The following is a 19,494-nucleotide window of genomic DNA, read 5'->3' as shown; positions in this document are numbered from 1 at the left end:
CCTTCACGTCACCGCGTTAGCGGCGACGGCCCTTCTTGTCGTCCTTCACGTGACCGCGGAAGGTACGAGTGGGCGCGAACTCGCCCAGCTTGTGACCGACCATGGTTTCGGTGACGAATACGGGAATGTGCTTGCGACCGTCGTGCACTGCGATGGTGTGACCCAGCATTGCGGGGATGATCATCGAGCGGCGCGACCAGGTCTTGATCACGTTCTTGGTGCCGGCTTCGTTCTGAGCAACTACCTTGCCAAGCAGGTGGTTGTCGACGAAGGGGCCCTTCTTGAGACTACGAGGCATCTTCTACTCTCTCCTACCTGCCGACTAGCGCTTCTTGCCAACGGTGCGGCGACGAACGATGAGCTTGTCGCTTTCCTTGTTCGGACGGCGCGTACGGCCTTCCTTCTGACCCCACGGGCTGACCGGGTGGCGACCACCCGAGGTACGGCCCTCGCCACCGCCGTGCGGGTGGTCGACCGGGTTCATGACGACACCGCGGACGGTCGGGCGCACGCCCTTCCAGCGCATGCGACCGGCCTTGCCCCAGTTGATGTTCGACTGCTCGGCGTTGCCGACCTCGCCGATGGTCGCGCGGCAGCGCGCATCGACGTTGCGGATCTCGCCCGAGGGCAGACGCAGCTGGGCGTAGGGGCCGTCCTTCGCGACGAGACGCACCGAGGCGCCTGCCGAACGTGCCATCTTGGCGCCCCCGCCGGGCTTCAGCTCGATCGCGTGAACGACCGTACCCGTCGGGATGTTCTTCAGAGGCAGGTTGTTGCCGGGCTTGATATCGGCACCGGCGCCCGACTCGACGACGTCGCCCTGCTTCAGCTTGCTCGGGGCGAGGATGTAGCGCTTCGTGCCGTCCTCGAAGTGCAGCAGCGCGATGCGCGCCGTGCGGTTCGGGTCGTACTCGATGTGCGCGACCTTGGCGTTCACGCCGTCCTTGTCATTGCGACGGAAGTCGATGACGCGGTACTGGCGCTTGTGGCCACCGCCGATGTGGCGGGTGGTGATGCGACCCTGGTTGTTGCGGCCGCCCGTCTTGGGGAGCGGGCGGAGCAGCGACTTCTCGGGCGTGGAGCGGGTGATCTCGGCGAAATCAGCGACGCTCGAACCGCGACGACCCGGGGTCGTCGGCTTGTACTTGCGAATAGCCATGTTGTATTCCTTCTCGCCCTCTACAGCGCAGCCGTGAAGATGTCGATGGAACCCGACTTCAGCGTGACGATGGCGCGCTTGGTGTCCTTGCGCTTGCCCATGCCAAACTTCGTGCGACGGGTCTTGCCCTTACGGTTCAGGGTGCGGACCTTCTCGACCTTCACGTCGAAGACCGACTCGATCGCGAGCTTGATCTCGGACTTGTTCGCCGTCGGAGCCACCTCGAAGGTGTACTGACCGTTGGCGTCGATGAGGCCGTAGCTCTTCTCGGAAACGATGGGGCGGATGATGACGTCGTGTGCGGACTTGTTCAGGCTCACTTCGTGTCCTCCTTGGCGGCGCGGCCGTCGACAAACGCGTCGAAGGCGGCCTTGGTGAAGACGAGATCGTCGCTGACGACCACGTCGTAGGCGTTGAGCTGATCCTGATACAGCACGTGAACGAACTGCAGGTTGCGCACGCTCAGAGCGGTCAGCTCGTCTTCGCGGTCGACGACCACGAGAACGCGCTTGCCCGGAGCGACCGATGCGAGGAACTCGCGAGCGGTCTTGGTGCTGGGCTTATCGGCGATGCCGAAGCCCTCGACGACGTGCAGACGGTTCGCGCGGGCGCGATCCGAGAGCAGACCGGTCAGAGCAGCAGCGATCATCTTCTTGGGGGTGCGCTGCGAGTAATCGCGGGGCACGGGCCCGTGGACGATGCCGCCACCGCGGTGCTGCGGCATGCGGACCGAGCCCTGGCGTGCACGGCCAGTGCCCTTCTGCTTGAACGGCTTGACGCCCGAACCGGAGCGCTCGCCGCGGTTCTTGGTCTTGTGCGTACCCTGGCGCGCAGCTGCGAGCTGAGCGGTGACCACCTGATGGATCAGCGGGACGTTGGTCTCGGTGCCGAAGATCGCCTCGGGCAGATCGACCGAACCGGCCTTCTTGCCCTGCGCGTCGAGCACCTCGAGCTTGGTAGCGGTAGCCATGAACTACGCCCCCTTCACTGCGTTGCGAACGAAAACGAGACGACCGCGAGCACCGGGAACCGCACCCTTGACCAGGATGAGACCCTTCTCTGCGTCGATCGCCTGCACGGTGAGGTTCTGCACGGTGACGCGATCGCCACCCATGCGGCCGGCCATCTTCTGGCCGCGGAAGACGCGACCCGGCGTAGCTGCGCCGCCGACCGAACCCGGCTTGCGGTGGTTGCGGTGCGCGCCGTGCGAAGCGCTGACGCCCGAGAAGTTGTGACGCTTCATGGTGCCGGCGAAGCCCTTGCCCTTCGAGGTACCGACGACGTCGATCTTCTGACCGGCTTCGAAGGTGGCGTCGAGCGTGAGCTCCTGGCCGAGGGTGTACTCGGCAGCATCTGCCGTGCGGACCTCGGTGAGGTGACGACGGGGCGTGACGCCCGCCTTCTGGAAGTGACCAGCGGTCGGCTGGTTCACCTTACGGGGATCGATCTGACCCGCAGCGATCTGGACGGCGCTGTAGCCGTCGATCTCGGGGGTGCGGATCTGGGTGACGACGTTCGGAGCCACCTCGATGACGGTGACGGGAACGACGTTGCCGTTCTCGTCCCAGACCTGAGTCATACCGAGCTTGGTGCCCAAGAGACCCTTGACATTGCGTACTGCAGACATGTTTCGAATCCCCCTTACAGCTTGATCTCGATGTTGACATCAGCAGGCAGATCGAGACGCATGAGCGAATCGACGGCCTTCGGAGTGGGATCGACGATGTCGATCAGACGCTTGTGCGTGCGCTTCTCGAAGTGCTCGCGGCTGTCCTTGTACTTGTGAGGCGAACGGATCACTGCGATCACGTTCTTCTCGGTGGGGAGCGGCACGGGGCCGATCACGGTCGCACCCGCGCGGGTCACCGTGTCGACGATCTTACGTGCAGAGTTGTCGATGACCTCGTGATCATACGACTTCAGTCGGATGCGGATCTTCTGTCCCGCCATGTGACTCTCAACTTTCTACTTGCGTCGTACTGCAGGCTTCTGGCCTGCAGCATTGGACGTCTTGCGTATCAGCGCCCGTGGCACTTCGGCGCTCATGCGCGCTTCGTACTGGGTCTCTGTTCACCTGTCAAAACGCTTCTCGGAGGAGAAGCGGTCGCGCACACGAAAACGGCCAGGTACGAAACCTGGTCGATCATGGTGCGCGGTGCGTTCGCTACTCGCGGCAGAAAGTCGCGCTCTCCCACAGGGATCGCGGCCATTCTGCACCGGACGAGCAGTGATCCGCGCCGAAGCCCGGAGTACTGAACCTGTCTATTCTGACACGCGCCCGGGGATCGCGCAACCCGGGCGTGTCGCTCGGGCCCGACGGGAGCCAGAGACGGGCTCCCCGACCAGTGCACGAAGGCCAGAAATGGCCTTCGTTCTTAGCGCTGGCCGCAGGCGTGTCGCTCCGCGATTCGTTTGTTCGCTTGGGCGGGGTCCCCCGGCGCTGTCGTGCTTTCAGCACACCACGCCAACCCCGATGCGCTCACAATCCGAATCGCTCCGCCCGCGGACAAGACGTACGCCCGACCTATCGTTATCCGTGCACACAGAGAGCGATCGACCACAAGACGCTCGCCGCCTACTGCCCGCGCTCCACGGCCTCGATGATGACGACGAGCTCGTCGCGCAGCGCCATGAGGCGTTCGACCGGCAGCCCGAGGCGCGCGATCACCGCCGGCGGCACGCTCAACGCCTGCTCGCGCAGCGCGCTCCCCTGCTCGGTCAGTACGAGCTGGAAAGTGCGCTCATCGCCGGCCACGGGCTCGCGCTCGATGAGGCCGGAGTGCTCGAGCCGCTTGATGATGGGCGAGAGGGTCGCGGGGTCGAGCCGCAGCATCTCCGCGATCTCGCCGAAGCGCAGCGGCGCGTGCTCCCAGAGGGCGAGCATGGTCAGATACTGCGGGTGCGTGAGGCCGAGCGGCTCCAGAATCGGCCGATATGCGCCGATGACGCTGCGACTCGCGACCGCGAGGGCGAAGCACACCTGTCGGTCGAGTTCGAGCGCATCGTCCGGCAGAAGTTCCATGGTTCGATTCTAACTCGTTTGTGCCCTAATGTTCGTGTTACGATTTCGTTCGTGGGCAAACAAAAACGTGAGAAGTACCATCTCTGGCACAAGACCCCGTACGACGGCGTCCCCGGATTCTTCCCGGCGATCCTGCGATTCCTCTATCAGATCGAGGGCCCGGCGCAGCTCGGAGACCGGAACGAGCCGCCGTACCGGCCTCCGGCGAAGCCGGTCTGCCCCGTGTGCAGCGAGCTCATGTCCGGCCACCGCATCGACCGCGGCGGACCGGGCAAGCGCACCCATCTGATCTGCCCCTGACGGGGCCGCTCGTTCAGCGCGCCGGAAGGAGCTTCGGGAGCGCGAGGTAGAGGACGAGCACGGCGACTCCGCCGAGGAGCAGCACGAGCGTGCCGATGAGGCCGGTGGCGATCGCCAGCAGACCGAGCGCAGAGGTCACGAACGTGCAGCCCGCCGCCATCGCGGACGCTGCGACGTGGCTGTAGCCGAGCTGCTGGATGCGCTGATAGGTGTGCTCCTTGTGCGGTTCATCCCACCGCTTGCCGGCGCGCACGCGCTTGACGAGCGTCACTCCGACGTCGCCGAAGTAGATGACCATCGGCCCGATCGTCGCGAGGAACGGCACCCCCGACATGAGCGCGGCGAAGCTCGTGATCGCGACCGCGCCGCCCAGCAGATAGCTGCCGACATCGCCGAGGAAGGCGCCGGGCTTCGTAAGGTTCCAGGGCAGGAAGCCGAGGAAACCCGCGGCGAGCACGAGCCCCGCGAGCGTCAGCCATTCGCGACCGGTCGCGGCGCCGGCGACGGCGAAGGCGACGCCGGCGATCGTGCCGTGGAAACCGCTGATGCCGTTCAGCCCGTCCATGAAGTTCGCGACGTTGATGTAGCTCGAGGTGAAGAGCACGGCGTACACGATCAGCGCGGTCACCGCGATCGCCGATGACGGTGCGCCGGGGGCGCCGGCGATCCAGGCGATCGTCGGTGCGGGGTCGGAGACGAGGAAGAGCAGGGCCGGTGTGACGAGACCGATCGCGAGCAGCGCGATGCTCCGGGCGCGCACGCTGAGCCCGCTCAGATCCTCGCGCAGGCCGAGCAGCCCGCTGCACGCGAAGCCGACGACGCACACGAGCAGCGTCGCCCAGCCGGGCCGGTCGGCGAGCCAGAGCAGCAGCACCGAGACGATGCCGACGACGACCATCGCGATGAGCACCGCCAGGCCGAGGCCGCGCAGGATCGGCCGCGTGTGCGAGGAGCGCTCGTTCGGCACGTCCATGATGCCCCACTGCTCGAGCAGGGGCCGCACCGCGAAGGGGAGGAACAGGCTCGCCGCGAGCGTCAGCGCGCCGGCGATGAGACCGAGGAGCACGGGGGTCAGGCTCGCCTCCAACCAGCTCGAGCCCCCGGTGTGCTCGAGCAGCATCACTGCACGCGCTCCTCGGCATCCGCGGTCAGGTCGAGCCGTGCGACCCAGCCTGCGTGGTCGAGCACCGTCGGCGAGATCGTATCGACGTGCGCGTGCGAGATCTTCGGATGGAAGGGCCGTTCGTCGCCCTCGCCGTCGCCGATGAGCACCTCGTGCAGCTTCTCGCCGTGGCGCAGACCGGTGAAGACGATGTCGACGTCTTTGCCCGACTGCGCGATCATGCGCTTGGCGACGTCGAGGATGAGGACGGGCTCCCCCATGTCGAGGATGAGCACCTCGCCCGGTCGGCCGATGCCACCGGCCTGGATGACGAGCTGCGACGCCTCCGGAATGGTCATGAAGTAGCGCGTGACATCGGGGTGGGTGACGGTCAGCGGACCGCCCGCTTCGATGAGCGAGCGGAACGTCGGCAGCATCGAGCCGCGACTGCCGATCACATTGCCGAAGCGCACGGAGAGGTAGCGCTGCTGCGTCTGCTGAGCCATCCAGGCGGTCAGCTTCTCGGCGACCCGCTTCGAATGCCCGAGCACGCTCGTCGGGTTCGCTGCCTTGTCCGTCGACACGTTCACGAAGGTGCCGACGCCGACCGATGCCGCGGCGTTCAACACGTTGAGCGTACCGAGCACATTGGTCTTCCACGCCTCGTCGGGGTACTGCTCGAGCATCGGCAGGTGCTTCAGGGCCGCGGCGTGGAACACGACTTCGGGCTTGCGGTCGGCGAAGATGCGCTGCAGAGTATCCGCGTCGCGGATGTCCGCGAGCACGACGTCGCGGGTGTCGAGCAGCCCGTGACCGCTGATGGAGAGCTGCGTCTCCTGCAACGACGTCTCGTCGCGGTCGAGCATCATCAGTTCCCGCGGCGCGAAGCGGGCGAGCTGACGGCACAGCTCCGAGCCGATCGAACCGCCCGCACCGGTGACGAGCACCCGCTTGTCCTGCAGGTAGTCGGCGATCGACTCGGTCTCCAGGCGCACCGGGTGCCGCCCGATGAGGTCTTCGATCGAGAGCTCGCGCACCTCCGAGATCACCGAGGAATTGTGCAGGATCTGGTCGAGCGGCGGCAGCACGAGCACCGTGAGCCCCGCACGATCCGCAGCCTCGTCGACGCGGCGCAGCATCGCGACGTCGGCGTCGCCGATGCAGACGATGAGCTGCGTGGCCCCGGTCGATCGTGCGATCGATGTGAGCTCGCTGAGCGGGCCGAGCACGCGCACACCGCGCACCTCCTGGTGCTGCTTGGTCGCGGAGTCGTCGAGGAACCCGACGGGCAGCACGGCCGCCTTCGGGTCGGTGAGCAGCCGCTTGGCGGTCTGCACGCCGAGGTAGCCGGCGCCGTAGAGCAGGGTGCGTTCGGCTTCGAGGCCCGGCTTGAGCTGGCGCTCGGTGCGCAGACGCCAGATGTAGCGCACGACGCCCATCACGCTGAAGGTGATCGGGGCGGCGATGATCATCGTGCTGCGCGGGATGCCGTTGCCGTAGCCCACGAGGTAGGCGAACACCCACGCGACCACCATTACGGCGGTGACGTCGATGACGATCGCCTTGACCTCGTCGAAGCTGCCGGTCTCATATCGGTTGCGGTAGAGCCAGAACGCCCACCCCGCGATGAGTTGGATCAGGATGGTGAACGCGATCAGCACCGCGGTCCAGCCCTTGTGGATCAGCACCAGTTCGAAGTCGTACCGCAGCACGAGGGCGGCGAGAATGCCGATCGCCCAAGCGCAGGCGTCGCCGAGGAAGAGCACGCCGTACTGCTTCAGAAAATTGGTGAAGCGCTGCCCGATTGTTTGCGGCACTCGCCCTCCGTTCATCCCGGGCGCAAGAATCGCCGCCCGTCTACATCTACGAGGATACCGCGCCCGCACCGGCCGGCCTGCTCACGCGGTGCCGTTTCGCCGCAGGAGCGGTCACGGCGGGGCCGCTCCCGCAGAAGACTCGGCGAAAAACGAGAGGAGCCCCTGAGGATGACTCCTCAGGGGCTCCCGTTCACTCGAGCAGTACTCGAAGAACCTTATTCGACGATCTTGGTGACCGTGCCGGCACCGACGGTGCGGCCACCCTCACGGATCGCGAAGCCGAGGCCCTCTTCCATGGCGATCGGCTGGATCAGCTCGACCGACATGTCGGTGGTGTCGCCGGGCATCACCATCGGCTTGTCCTCGGGCAGGGTGATGACACCGGTCACGTCAGTCGTACGGAAGTAGAACTGCGGACGGTAGTTCGTCTCGAACGGGTTGTGGCGGCCGCCCTCTTCCTTCTTGAGGATGTAGGCCGAGCCCTCGAACTTGGTGTGCGGGGTGATCGAGCCGGGAGCGACGACGACCTGGCCGCGCTCGACCTCTTCGCGCTTGGTGCCGCGGAGGAGGAGGCCACAGTTCTCGCCGGCCCATGCCTCGTCGAGCTGCTTGTGGAACATCTCGATACCGGTGACGGTGGTCTTCTGCGTCGGGCGCAGACCCACGATCTCGACCTCGGAGTTGATCTTCAGCGTACCGCGCTCGGCGCGGCCGGTGACGACGGTGCCGCGGCCGGTGATGGTGAAGACGTCCTCGACGGGCATGAGGAACGGCTTGTCCTTGTCGCGCACGGGGTCGGGGATCGACTCGTCGACCGCCTCCATGAGCTCGAGGATCGCGTTGGCCCACTTCTCCTCGCCCTGGAGGGCGCCGTAGCCGGACACGCGCACGACGGGAGCGTTGTCGCCGTCGAAGCCGTTCTTCGAGAGCTCCTCGCGGACCTCCATCTCGACGAGCTCGAGGATCTCCTCGTCGTCGACCATGTCGCACTTGTTGAGGGCGACGAGCAGGTAGGGAACGCCGACCTGCTTGGCGAGGAGGATGTGCTCCTTCGACTGAGCCATGAGGCCGTCGGTCGCCGCAACCACGAGGATCGCGCCGTCCATCTGAGCGGCACCCGTGATCATGTTCTTGATGTAGTCAGCGTGACCGGGGGCATCAACGTGCGCGTAGTGGCGCTTCGGGGTCTCGTACTCGACGTGCGAGATGTTGATGGTAATGCCGCGCTGGCGCTCTTCCGGAGCCGAGTCGATCTGGTCGTAGTCGCGCTGGACGTTGGTCTCAGACGGGAACTTGTCGGCCAGGGTCTTCGAGATCGCCGCGGTAAGGGTGGTCTTACCGTGATCGACGTGACCGATGGTTCCGATGTTTACGTGCGGCTTGGTCCGCTCGAACTTGGCCTTCGCCACTATGGTCCTCCTCAGGACGTCGTTGCACCCGCTGTCCTCCGATGGTTTCGAAGGCGGACGGGCACGGGGTTTGTGTACTTATGTTACTAGCTCGGGCCGGTGATCGCGAGCCGAGCCTCAAGGTCGGTGCCGACGGAACCGTCGGCACCGACCTCCGGGCGGAATTACTCGCCCTTAGCCTTCTGAACGATCTCCTCGGCCACGGCCTTGGGGACCTCGGCGTAGGAGTCGAAGACCATCGAGAACACGGCACGACCACTGGTCTTCGACCGGAGGTCGCCGATGTACCCGAACATCTCGGAGAGCGGGACGAGGGCGCGAACGACCTTGACGCCCGACGCGTCCTCCATCGACTGGATCTGACCGCGGCGCGAGTTCAGGTCGCCGATGACGTCGCCCATGTACTCCTCGGGCGTACGCACCTCGACGGCCATCATCGGCTCGAGCAGCACGGGCTGAGCCATGCGCGCGGCCTCCTTGAAGGCCATCGAGCCGGCGATCTTGAACGCCATCTCCGAGGAGTCGACGTCGTGGTACTGGCCGTCGAGCAGGGTCGCCTTGACGTTGACCATCGGGAAGCCCGCGAGGATGCCGTACTGCATGGCGTCCTTGATGCCCGCGTCGACCGAGGGGATGTACTCGCGCGGCACGCGGCCGCCGGTGACCTTGTCCTCGAACTCGTAGATCTTGTCGCTGCCCTCTTCCGCCTCGAGCGGAGCGAGCGCGATCTGGACCTTCGCGAACTGGCCCGAACCACCGGTCTGCTTCTTGTGCGTGTAATCGTACTTCGCGACGGTCTTGCGAATCGTCTCGCGGTACGCGACCTGCGGCTTGCCGACGTTCGCCTCGACCTTGAACTCGCGCTTCATGCGATCCACGAGGATGTCGAGGTGCAGCTCGCCCATGCCGGCGATGACGGTCTGGCCGGTCTCGGCGTTGAGGCTCACGCGGAACGTGGGATCCTCTTCGGCGAGCTTCTGGATGGCGGTGCCGAGCTTCTCCTGGTCGCCCTTGGTCTTGGGCTCGATCGCGACCTCGATCACGGGCTCCGGGAAGGTCATCGACTCGAGCACGACCTGGTTGTTCGCGTCGCAGAGGGTGTCACCGGTGGTGGTGTCCTTCAGTCCGATCACGGCGTAGATATTGCCCGCCGTGAGCTCGTCGACGGGGTTCTCCTTGTTCGCGTGCATCTGGAAGATCTTGCCGATGCGCTCCTTCTTGCCCTTGGTCGAGTTGACGACCTGGGTGCCCGAATCGACCTGGCCCGAGTAGACGCGCACGTAGGTGAGACGACCGAAGAACGGGTGCACGGCGACCTTGAACGCGAGCGCCGAGAAGGGCTCGTCGGCCGAGGGCTTGCGCTCGATGATGACCGACTCGTCGCGCGGGTCGTGCGCCTCGATGGCGCCCACGTCGAGCGGGTTCGGCAGGAAGTCGACGACCGCGTCGAGCATCGGCTGGATGCCGCGGTTCTTGAACGCAGAGCCGCAGTACACGGGGTAGATCTCGTTGTTCACGACGAGCTTGCGGATGCCGCCCTTGATCTCGTCGATCGTGAGCTCTTCGCCGCCGAAGAACTTCTCGAGCAGCGCGTCATCGGTCTCGGCGACGGTCTCGACGAGCTGCGCGCGGTACTCCTCGGCCTTGGCCTGGAGGTCGGCGGGGATCTCGCGGGTCTCGTAGTTCGCGCCGAGGGTGACGTCGCCCTTCGAGTCGCCCTCCCAGACGAACGCCTGCATGGTGAGCAGGTCGACGACGCCGGTGAAGTCGGACTCCGAGCCGATGGGCAGCTGCATCACGAGCGGCTTCGCGCCGAGGCGGTTGATGATGGTGTCGACCGTGAAGTAGAAGTCGGCGCCCATCTTGTCCATCTTGTTGACGAAGCAGATGCGGGGCACGCCGTACTTGTCGGCCTGGCGCCACACGGTCTCCGACTGGGGCTCCACGCCCTCCTTGCCGTCGAACACTGCGACAGCGCCGTCGAGCACGCGGAGCGAGCGCTCCACCTCGACGGTGAAGTCGACGTGGCCCGGGGTGTCGATGATGTTGATCTGGTTCTTGTTCCAGAAGCAGGTCACGGCGGCAGACGTGATCGTGATGCCGCGCTCCTTCTCCTGCTCCATCCAGTCGGTCGTCGCGCCGCCGTCGTGGGTCTCGCCCAGCTTGTGGTTGACACCCGTGTAGAACAGGATGCGCTCGGTCGTGGTGGTCTTGCCGGCATCGATGTGGGCCATGATGCCGATGTTGCGGACCTTGCTCAGGTCGGTGAGCACGTCTTGTGCCACGGGTCTCCTCCAGGTGTGGGGATGAAAGTTGTGGGAGTGGGGCGAGGATCGCTCGCCCCGAGGCCGTCCCGGACCCTCCGCCGTCCTGCGGGATGCAGCACGGGCGGAAGGACCCGGGGCGACGATTCGGCTTCTACCAGCGGTAGTGAGCGAACGCGCGGTTCGACTCGGCCATCTTGTGAGTGTCCTCACGGCGCTTCACTGCGGCGCCGAGGCCGTTCGAAGCGTCGAGGATCTCGTTGGTGAGACGGTCGGTCATCGAGTTCTCGCGACGGGCCTTCGCGTAGCTGGTGAGCCAGCGCAGTGCGAGCGTGTTCGCACGGTGCGGCTTCACCTCGACGGGCACCTGGTAGGTGCTGCCGCCGACGCGACGCGAACGGACCTCGAGCGTGGGGCGCACGTTGTCGAGCGCCTTCTTGAGCACCGTGACCGCGTCCTGGCCGGACTTCTCGGCGACGGTCTCGAGCGCGTTGTAGACGATGCGCTCCGCGAGACCCTTCTTGCCGTCGACCAGGATCTTGTTGACGAGCTGGCTGACGATCGGCGCGCCGTATACCGGATCGGCGACGACGGGACGCTTGGGAGCAGGACCCTTACGAGGCATTACTTCACCTTCTTTGCACCGTAGCGGCTGCGAGCCTGCTGGCGGTCCTTGACCGCCTGCGTGTCGAGCGCGCCGCGCACGATCTTGTAGCGGACACCGGGGAGGTCCTTCACACGACCACCGCGCACGAGCACCATCGAGTGCTCCTGCAGGTTGTGGCCCTCACCGGGGATGTAGGCCGTGACCTCGGTACCGTTCGAGAGCTTCACACGAGCGACCTTACGCATCGCCGAGTTCGGCTTCTTCGGGGTGGTGGTGTACACACGGGTGCACACACCGCGCTGCTGAGGGTTCGCCTTCAGAGCGGGCGCCTTGGTCTTGGTGACCTTCGGCGTCCGGCCCTTGCGAACCAGCTGCTGAATAGTAGGCACTGATTCTCCTAGTTGTTCCTGCACGGTGACAGGATTGCCGTTGATTGACAAGCATGTGCGGGCGTTTGCACGACCGCGGAGCTGCTGCGGCCCTCTTCGCCGAGGCGATCGGGGCTACCGAGTGCAGCTATGCCGTGGGGGTGTCAGCTCTTCGAGCGAGGGACCCTGACGCGCTCCCCTGGCTGCGCCGTTTGGGCACGGCTCAATCAGTGGAACACACCAAGAAGCCACTTTACGGGGTGATCCCTGCTTCTGCAAGGTTTCTCCAGGGATCGCCGAGCACGGTCTCCGCTCAGCCCCGGGGCAGCAGGAACCGGCGCAGCGCAGCCACGACCGTGTCGGGCTGCTCGGCGTGCACCCAGTGCCCGGCGCCCTTCACCGTGATGCGCTGCGTGCGCGGGAAGAGCGCGCGCATCGCGGGGGCGTCGTCGTCGGTGACGTAGTCGGATTTCTCGCCGCCCATCCAGAGCACGGGGCCCTCGTACGGCTCCCCCGGATCCGAGGGGAAGCCCATGACGGTGTCGAGCTCGGCGCGCAGCAGCGCGAGGTTCGGCTCCCAGACGAAGCCGTCGCCCTCGCGCTTCAGGTTCTGCATGAGGAAGCCGCGCACCGTGCTGTTCGGGATCTGCTCGCGCAGCGCCGCGCTCGCCTCGCCCCGCTTGTGCACGGCCCGGAGGTCGAGCGATGCGAGCGCCGAGAGCAGGTGCGGGAACTCGCCGCGCACCTCGCCGCCCGTGTCGGGCGAGATGTCGATCACGACGAGGCGCCGCACGAGATCGGGGTGGCGCAGCGCCAGCACCATCGCGACTTTGCCGCCCATCGAATGCCCGATGACGGCGACGGGACCGCGCGCGGCGAACTCGGCGCGCAGGTGCTCGGCGACCAGGTCGGCCATGTCCGCGTAGTCGAAGCGCTCGGTCCACCCCGACTGGCCGTGGTTCGGCAGATCGACCATGAGGCTCTGCACCTCGGGGGCGAGCGCCTGCGCGATCGTCGTGAAGTTCTTGCCGCGCCCGAAGAGGCCGTGGAGGAAGACGGCGCGCACCGGGGCGCCGTCATCGCCGATGACGGTCGAGTGGACGGGGCAGGAGATCGAGACGGTCACCCCTCAAACCTAGGGCATACGGGGAAGAAGCGATCCCTGTCGGGAGCGGCCCCGCCTATGCCGCGATGCGCCGCGCACGCGACGATGCCGCAAGCACCCGGGCGATGCGGCGCACGAGCCCCGCGAACACGACGGCCCACACGAGCACCGAAGCGATCGCGATCGCGCGGCCGATCTCATGCACGACCGCGAGATCGTCGGCGCGGCCCATCGACATCGACGCGACCGCGATCATGCCGACCGGGAAGACCATCGACCACAGCCCCGGCTCGTAGTCGAGCGGTATGCGGTGCACGGCATGCCGCCAGAAACCGGCCCCCACGAGCAGCGGCGTCAGCCAGGCGCAGAAGCACCAGAACACCACCACGAGCGCCGCGATGAGGCCGCGCGCCGCGTCGACCATCGGCGTCGACGCCATGCCGACGATTCCCGACCCGGCGACGACCGCGATCGCGAGCGCCCCCATCGCGACCCAGTAGGGCGGCGTGAACTCTTCGGGAGCGATGCCGTAATGCACGATGCGCAGGAGCACCAGCATCGCGACACCCGCGTAGAGCGCCACGCCCACCGACCACGACATCACCGCCAGCATACCGAGCCAGGGCACGGCCGCCGGGCCCGCGTGGGGCTGGATCTCGGCAGCCGCGACCGCGAGCGACTGGCTCGCGACCGCCCACACGAACCAGCTGCCGTTCGTGCGCGACAGGATGCGCTCCTCGCGATCGCGCGCCACCAGCACCTGCCACGGCAGCAGATAGCCGAATACGCACCACAGCGCGACGGCCACGATCACGAACCCGATCGCCAGAGGCACGGCGCCCGCCTGCGCGATCCGCACCGCGAGCACATCGGTGCCCGCGACCACGGTGAAGAATCCGAAGGCCTGCTCGGGGCTGCGCAGATCGGCGCGCAGCTGGTGCGGGAAGGCGATCGCGCGCCACGCGAACAGCACCCAGAGCACGAGGTACGCGACGATCGCGATGCCCAGGAGCGCGGCCGAGAGCCCGGCGGCGAGCGCCGCTGCTGGCGCCGGCAGCCCGGCCCCCGCATCGCGCAGCGCGATCGAGACGATGCCGGTCGCCATCACGAGGGCGAAATACCCGGGCGAGAGATGCGCCACCGCTGCCGAGAGCGTGCGATCGCGTGCGGTCATAGGAGCCAGCGTACCGCGCCCAGTCCGCGGCCCCCCGGTCCGCGGCCCGTTCGCGCCGGGTTACACCACGAGCTGGGTCACCCGCCCCGCGTCGACCTCCCAGCGGCTGCCGAGGCGCACGTTCTCGAGCATACGGCGGTCGTGCGTCACGAGCAGCAGCGCGCCGTCGTAGGTCTCGAGCGCCTGTTCGAGCTGCTCGATCGCCTCGAGATCGAGGTGGTTCGTGGGCTCGTCGAGCACGAGCACGTTGACGCCGCGGGCCTGCAGCAGAGCGAGCCCCGCACGCGTGCGCTCCCCTGGCGAGAGCCCGTCGAGCGGCCGCAGCACGTGGTCGGCCCTGAGCCCGAACTTCGCGAGCAGCGTGCGTACCTCGGCCGACGTGTACTCGGGTACGAGCTGCTCGAACGCCTCGGCGAGGGGTGCGGGGCCCGTGAGCAGCGTGCGGGTCTGATCGATCCGACCGATCGCGACCGAGCTGCCGAGACTCGCCGCACCCTCGTCCGGCGCGCGGTCTCCGAGCAGCAGCCGCAGCAGCGTCGATTTCCCGGCGCCGTTCGGCCCCGTGATCCCGATCCGCTCCCCGGCATCGACCTGCAGCGAGACCGGCCCGAGCACGAAGTCTCCCTGCCGCGCCACGGCCTCGTTCAGCGTCGCGACGACCGAGCTCGAGCGCGGGGCCGACCCGATCGAGAATTCGAGACGCCACTCCTTGCGCGGCTCCTCGACCTCCTCGAGCCGGGCGATGCGGCTCTCCATCTGGCGCACCTTCTGCGCCTGCTTCTCGCTCGACTCGGCCGATGCCTTGCGCTTGATCTTGTCGTTATCGGGCGCCTTGCGCATCGCATTGCGCACGCCCTTGCTCGACCATTCCCGCTGCGTACGGGCACGGCCGACGAGATCGGCCTTCTTCGCCGCGAACTCGTCGTACTCCTCGCGGGCCTGCTGCCGCAGCGTGGCGCGCTCCTCGAGGTACGCCTCGTACCCGCCGCCGTAGACGCGGTTCGTGCGCTGCGCGAAGTCGAGCTCGAGCACGCGGGTGACCGAGCGGGCGAGGAATTCGCGGTCATGGCTCACGAGCACGACGCCGCCGCGCAGCCCGCGCACGAACGTCTCGAGACGCTCCAGCCCGTCGAGGTCGAGGTCGTTCGTCGGCTCGTCGAGCAGCACGATGTCGAACCGGGAGCAGAGCAGTGCGGCGAGCGCCACACGCGCCTTCTGACCGCCCGAGAGCGACGTCATGAGCGCATCGGTCGCCACCTCGTCGACGGCGACGCCGAGATCAGCCAGCACCGCGGGCAGCCGCTCGTCGAGGTCCGCGCCACCGGTCGCGAGCCACCGGTCGAGCGCGGCGGAGTACTCGTCGGCCGTGCTGCCGCCCGGGTCGCCGTGCTCCGAGGCGCTCGCGAACGCTTCGGAGGCGGCGTCGAGCCGCGCCGCCGCCTCCGAGACGCCGGTTCTGCGAGCGACGTACCGGCCGATCGTCTCACCCTCGATCGGGGTGTGCTCCTGCGGCAGCCAGCCGACGAACGCGTCGGCCGGGGCGAGTGAAACCGCGCCCTCCTGCGGGGCGATCGCGCCGGCGAGGATGCTCAGCAACGTCGATTTGCCGGCACCGTTCACCCCCACGACGCCGATCACGTCGCCGGGGGCGACGGTCAGGTCGAGGCCGTCGAAGAGCGTGCGGTGGGCGTACCCTCCCGCGAGGCCTGAGGCCACGAGCGTTGCAGTCACCCCTCAACTGTAGGCGAGCCGCCAGGACGCACGTCTCCTACGGGAGTGCGGATCGCGGAGATGGCGGCATGCGGGCGGCAGCCCGGGTCCGTTCGCGTCTGCACCTCGAGCACCCGGAACCCCGCCGCTTCGAGCAGACGGGCCATCTCCTCGGTCGGCCAGAAGTATGCGGTCGTCACGGCGTGCGGGAACGACTCGACGCGCGACCCCTCGAAGAAGCCCAGCAGCAGGCGACCGCCCGGAGCCAGGGATCGCGCGAACTCCGCGAGCACGTCGGGCAGATTCACTGGGTCGACATGGATGACCGAATACCAGGCGAGGATGCCGGCCAGCTCCCCCGCCTCCGCCGGGATCGCCTCCAGCCCGCCGAGGCGGTATTCGGTTCCGGGGAAGCGAGAGCGGGCACTGTCGATGAACCCCGGAACCTGGTCGATGCCCTCGATGTCAGCGCCGCGGGATCGCAGGTGCGCGGTCCAGTGACCGGGGCCGCAGCCCGCGTCGAGGATGCGGCCGTCGATACTCGCAGCCCACTCCTCGATCGTGCGACGATCGATCGGCGACATCGCGCCGACATCGCCGAGGAGGTCGATGTACTCGGCCGCCCGGGCGCCGTACGCCTCGCGGGCGTCGCGCATCATGAGGTCCCTGCGCTCAGACGTTGAGGTGCCATTCGCAGACGTCGCCGCGGCTGAGAACGTCTGCTCTCAGACCACCTGAACACGCTGGTCGCCCAGAACGTATTCGATAGCCAGACTGCCCCCGACCGCCTTGAGGTAACTGCGGATCGTGCCGATCTTCGCACTGTCGAGATCGCCGTGCTCGATCTTGGAGACCTGGCGCTGACCAACGCCGATGCGCTCGGCGAGCTGGGCCTGCGTGAGGCCGGCTTCCTCGCGCAACTCGCGCAGCCGGTACGCGCGCACTTCTGCGAGCAGCCGCTCCTTGTGTGCCTCGACGCGCTCCCGGTCCACGGGACGCTCGGCGACGAAATCCTTCAGCGACACAGCCATCTCGATCACTTTCCTCTCAGTCTGCGCAAGTGGTCGTCGAACGTGTCGTCGGCCAGCGGGATATTCTTTCCATACCAACGTGTCCAATTGCCGGCCTTGTCGCCAGCGATCAGCATGATCGCTGAGCGCTCCGGGTCGAAGGCGAACAGGAGGCGCAGTTCGGACCGGCCAGACGAACCTGGCCTGAGTTCCTTCATATTGCGGTGTCTCGACGAAGACACCGTATCGACAAGGAGCCGTCCGAGCTGAGGACCGCGCTCCTCAAGCAGCTCAATCGCAGCGACCACCTGTACGTACGAGTCCTCGTCCAAGGAAGCGAGCCACCCTGCGATCAACTCGATGTCCACGCTCCACATGACATCAGCTTAGACCCCACAGGGTCTACCTGCAATGGGTCGTGGATCAGCCAGTCACAGCTCGAGGCGTGTGCGAAAGCGAATATGCAACCACTTTTCGCGAGAAGGGATTTCCGTCCAGCATCTCGACGATTCGAGCGCGATCGTCCGCCTTCGGCTTCCCAGGCAAGCATTACTGTTCGCCGCTCACAGACGTTCGTCCGATACGGAGCTCCACCGATTTCCTATCAGACGTTGAACCGCCACTCGCAGACGTCGCCTCAAGGTATCGGAGAGCGGCAATCCAGGTAATGACAGATCCGATCAGCTCGAGATGGGTTCTCTACGCCGCCTCGGCGAAGAAGCAAGATAGCGTCTCATATGGGCCTTGAGCGTCTTCGTGGCCCGCGCATCCTTAGCGAGCCTTTCGAATAGCACCTCCCGAGTCTCGCGTGCAGCCTCGGTGAACGCTTGCTGCACAACTCTCATGAGCCTCGTCAGCATTTCTTCAGAAGGCATTTCCCCAATCGAGGCCAGATCCTTCGCGGAGGGCTCCCTCTTCCGCGTCACCGCCATTGCAGCGGCCATCGAAAGATGAAAGACAAAATCCTCGACTTGTCCAGTGTCCCGACGTGCTCGTAAAAACTCCTCGCAAGTACGCACAATCGCGATGGCGGAATAATACATATTCATCGGTTGCGTCCCGCTAAAGACCACGCGATAGATATCGTCTTGAAAGATCCGCGATACTTCACCTCTAGAAATGTGCGGAGATTGAACCAGTGTCGCTAGCACAGCCTGCCCCATTTGATCGATAGACACGAGCTTCCTGAGGGGGATCTGCCGATTTCGATAGAAGTTTTTACGCCGCTCGTAGGAAAGGCCATGGATGCTCAAGAACTCTTCGATCTCTCGCTGCACGCGATCAGTCGCGCGCAGCGAACTCAACCCAAGAATGGTTTGACTATTCGTGGCGCGAATAATCCGGTCCTTGACTAGATCGTCTCCAGCCTGGATCACCTTTACCAATACGCCACGGTCATCCGCATACTCGCTCGACGACCCTTTCTTGTAGATCTCATGGGACGTCTGAAGCCCATTCACGATCTGAGGCGAGTCCAGATGCAAAAGTTTTCCGGCAGGCTGCACTCGGTCAGCTACAATCGTGACGCCATTGTTAAGCCACCAGAAGTCAACTTCGTTGTCCTGCGTACCGAGGGTTCCTTCAATGCTCTTGTTCACTTCCGACCCGCTGTCATAGTCGCGCACGTTCGCATCAAAGAGCGCCGCGTCCAATTGACCTGTTTCATCGGTAATGAACTTCTGATAGTCATACAGCTTGACTAATCCAACATAACCACCGGTCATATCAGTAGAAATCGGGTTCTCAGCCAAAGTAAGTTCTGCCGTTACAGGGGGTTTGTCGCGCACGAGATCTGCGATACTCGCCGCATCTAGCAGTTCAACCACGGGCTCGCAGTTCCCGAAGCAATCTTTAAGAGTTCCCTCTAGCTGAGTGGCTTTCAACTCAACGTTGGGGTGTATGTGTTCAGCTTTTAGTGCGGCGAACGCAACAGAAATCCTGAGCCTTGGGAGGTCCATCGCTCGATATGTGTTGAGAAACCGTCGAGTAATCTCAACTAGCCGAGGATTAAATTCCTTTGCGAGCGCGCTATCGTCACGCGAGAAATCCAACAGTTTGGGAAGATGGATAATCAGTTTTTCAACGGCACTCTCGCCAAACCCTTTTGTGTTCTTTACTTGAATTAACACCAAATCAAGCTGAGGGTTCCGCCCAAGGGCGGCTGCATTCACACCGTCTCTGAGGTAATAACCGTTAGCGAAAATGTGGATCGCGTCAATACCACCATCACGCGTGCCATCGACGATACCGGAAAGCACGTCATCATGACTGGGTCGGTACTTGTTCAAGTAGTTAGAAGAAACGAAGTAGGCCTCTTGCTCCGCAGCATTAAACCCTGCAGTCTCAAGCCGAGATCTTTCGACCATGTCTTCAAGCAAGACGACATCGTTGGCACCCATTCACGTTCCTTTCAACCAGAAACATCAATTTTCTATCTCAACTCTATG

21 protein-coding genes are annotated in these 19,494 nt (G+C 65.4%); 1 reads left to right on the top strand and 20 read right to left on the bottom strand.

Going from position 1 to position 19,494, the window contains the following annotated elements; all coding sequences use genetic code 11:
- Positions 1-16: 16 nt before the first annotated feature.
- From rpsS to NHL51_RS01490, 7 genes are all read right to left on the bottom strand, one after another.
- A complete protein-coding gene (gene rpsS / locus NHL51_RS01520; protein ID WP_434141264.1) occupies positions 17-298 on the bottom strand; it encodes a 30S ribosomal protein S19 in 282 nt (93 codons plus the stop codon).
- A gap of 24 nt (positions 299-322) precedes the next feature.
- Positions 323-1,159: a 50S ribosomal protein L2 gene (gene rplB, locus NHL51_RS01515; protein ID WP_434141262.1), complete on the bottom strand. Its 837-nt coding sequence runs from the start codon at positions 1,157-1,159 to the stop codon at positions 323-325.
- A gap of 20 nt (positions 1,160-1,179) precedes the next feature.
- Positions 1,180-1,479 carry a 50S ribosomal protein L23 gene (gene rplW / locus NHL51_RS01510; protein ID WP_434141260.1) on the bottom strand — a complete coding sequence of 100 codons (300 nt, stop codon included), beginning with the start codon at positions 1,477-1,479 and terminating at the stop codon, positions 1,180-1,182.
- Positions 1,476-2,129, bottom strand: coding sequence for a 50S ribosomal protein L4 (gene rplD / locus NHL51_RS01505; RefSeq protein WP_434141258.1), 654 nt, complete (start codon positions 2,127-2,129; stop codon positions 1,476-1,478). Before rplD ends, rplW begins: the two co-directional genes overlap by 4 nt.
- Before the next feature lie 3 nt (positions 2,130-2,132).
- Positions 2,133-2,786, bottom strand: a complete 654-nt coding sequence (gene rplC, locus NHL51_RS01500; protein WP_434141256.1) for a 50S ribosomal protein L3 — start codon at positions 2,784-2,786, stop codon at positions 2,133-2,135.
- 14 nt (positions 2,787-2,800) lie between these two features.
- On the bottom strand, positions 2,801-3,109 hold the full coding sequence (gene rpsJ, locus NHL51_RS01495; RefSeq protein ID WP_025133701.1) for a 30S ribosomal protein S10: 309 nt from the start codon (positions 3,107-3,109) through the stop codon (positions 2,801-2,803).
- A 625-nt stretch (positions 3,110-3,734) separates the two neighbouring features.
- A complete protein-coding gene (locus tag NHL51_RS01490) occupies positions 3,735-4,181 on the bottom strand; it encodes a MarR family winged helix-turn-helix transcriptional regulator (RefSeq protein WP_434141254.1) in 447 nt (148 codons plus the stop codon).
- A gap of 51 nt (positions 4,182-4,232) precedes the next feature.
- On the opposite strand from NHL51_RS01490, the gene NHL51_RS01485 reads away from it, so the two are divergent.
- Entirely contained in the window at positions 4,233-4,481 is a 249-nt protein-coding gene (locus NHL51_RS01485) for a hypothetical protein (RefSeq protein ID WP_434141253.1), read from the top strand.
- A gap of 13 nt (positions 4,482-4,494) precedes the next feature.
- Here the strand turns inward: NHL51_RS01485 and NHL51_RS01480 are convergent, their stop codons facing one another.
- From NHL51_RS01480 to NHL51_RS01420, 13 genes are all read right to left on the bottom strand, one after another.
- Positions 4,495-5,601, bottom strand: coding sequence for a UDP-phosphate alpha-N-acetyl-D-fucosaminephosphotransferase (locus NHL51_RS01480; RefSeq protein WP_434141675.1), 1,107 nt, complete (start codon positions 5,599-5,601; stop codon positions 4,495-4,497).
- Entirely contained in the window at positions 5,601-7,400 is a 1,800-nt protein-coding gene (locus tag NHL51_RS01475) for a polysaccharide biosynthesis protein (protein WP_434141251.1), read from the bottom strand. Before NHL51_RS01475 ends, NHL51_RS01480 begins: the two co-directional genes overlap by 1 nt.
- Positions 7,401-7,615: 215 nt before the next feature.
- The gene (gene tuf / locus NHL51_RS01470; protein WP_434141249.1) at positions 7,616-8,809 is read right to left on the bottom strand and encodes an elongation factor Tu; all 1,194 of its coding nucleotides are present in this window, start codon (positions 8,807-8,809) and stop codon (positions 7,616-7,618) included.
- 164 nt (positions 8,810-8,973) lie between these two features.
- A complete protein-coding gene (gene fusA, locus NHL51_RS01465) occupies positions 8,974-11,094 on the bottom strand; it encodes an elongation factor G (RefSeq protein WP_434141247.1) in 2,121 nt (706 codons plus the stop codon).
- 133 nt (positions 11,095-11,227) lie between these two features.
- Complete coding sequence (gene rpsG, locus NHL51_RS01460; RefSeq protein WP_434141245.1) at positions 11,228-11,698, bottom strand: 30S ribosomal protein S7; 471 nt, start codon at positions 11,696-11,698, stop codon at positions 11,228-11,230.
- Entirely contained in the window at positions 11,698-12,069 is a 372-nt protein-coding gene (rpsL, locus tag NHL51_RS01455) for a 30S ribosomal protein S12 (RefSeq protein WP_434141244.1), read from the bottom strand. The genes rpsG and rpsL overlap by 1 nt, the downstream gene beginning before the upstream one ends.
- A 292-nt stretch (positions 12,070-12,361) precedes the next feature.
- Positions 12,362-13,174 (bottom strand): alpha/beta fold hydrolase, encoded by an 813-nt coding sequence (locus NHL51_RS01450; protein WP_434141242.1) that lies wholly within the window; start codon positions 13,172-13,174, stop codon positions 12,362-12,364.
- Between the two features lie 55 nt (positions 13,175-13,229).
- Positions 13,230-14,327, bottom strand: coding sequence for a tellurite resistance/C4-dicarboxylate transporter family protein (locus NHL51_RS01445; protein WP_434141240.1), 1,098 nt, complete (start codon positions 14,325-14,327; stop codon positions 13,230-13,232).
- A 60-nt stretch (positions 14,328-14,387) separates the two neighbouring features.
- The gene (locus tag NHL51_RS01440; RefSeq protein WP_434141238.1) at positions 14,388-16,058 is read right to left on the bottom strand and encodes an ABC-F family ATP-binding cassette domain-containing protein; all 1,671 of its coding nucleotides are present in this window, start codon (positions 16,056-16,058) and stop codon (positions 14,388-14,390) included.
- Positions 16,055-16,693, bottom strand: a complete 639-nt coding sequence (locus NHL51_RS01435) for a class I SAM-dependent DNA methyltransferase (RefSeq protein WP_434141236.1) — start codon at positions 16,691-16,693, stop codon at positions 16,055-16,057. The genes NHL51_RS01440 and NHL51_RS01435 overlap by 4 nt, the downstream gene beginning before the upstream one ends.
- Before the next feature lie 69 nt (positions 16,694-16,762).
- On the bottom strand, positions 16,763-17,068 hold the full coding sequence (locus tag NHL51_RS01430; protein ID WP_434141674.1) for a helix-turn-helix domain-containing protein: 306 nt from the start codon (positions 17,066-17,068) through the stop codon (positions 16,763-16,765).
- 5 nt (positions 17,069-17,073) lie between these two features.
- On the bottom strand, positions 17,074-17,424 hold the full coding sequence (locus NHL51_RS01425) for a type II toxin-antitoxin system RelE/ParE family toxin (protein WP_434141234.1): 351 nt from the start codon (positions 17,422-17,424) through the stop codon (positions 17,074-17,076).
- 303 nt (positions 17,425-17,727) lie between these two features.
- Positions 17,728-19,446 (bottom strand): AIPR family protein, encoded by a 1,719-nt coding sequence (locus tag NHL51_RS01420; RefSeq protein ID WP_434141232.1) that lies wholly within the window; start codon positions 19,444-19,446, stop codon positions 17,728-17,730.
- Positions 19,447-19,494: the final 48 nt, after the last annotated feature.

This window comes from Leucobacter sp. gxy201 (assembly GCF_051043335.1).
Classification (GTDB): domain Bacteria; phylum Actinomycetota; class Actinomycetes; order Actinomycetales; family Microbacteriaceae; genus Leucobacter.
The sequence above is the reverse complement of the archived record's forward strand: the minus strand, read 5'-3'. Positions and strand labels throughout refer to the sequence as shown.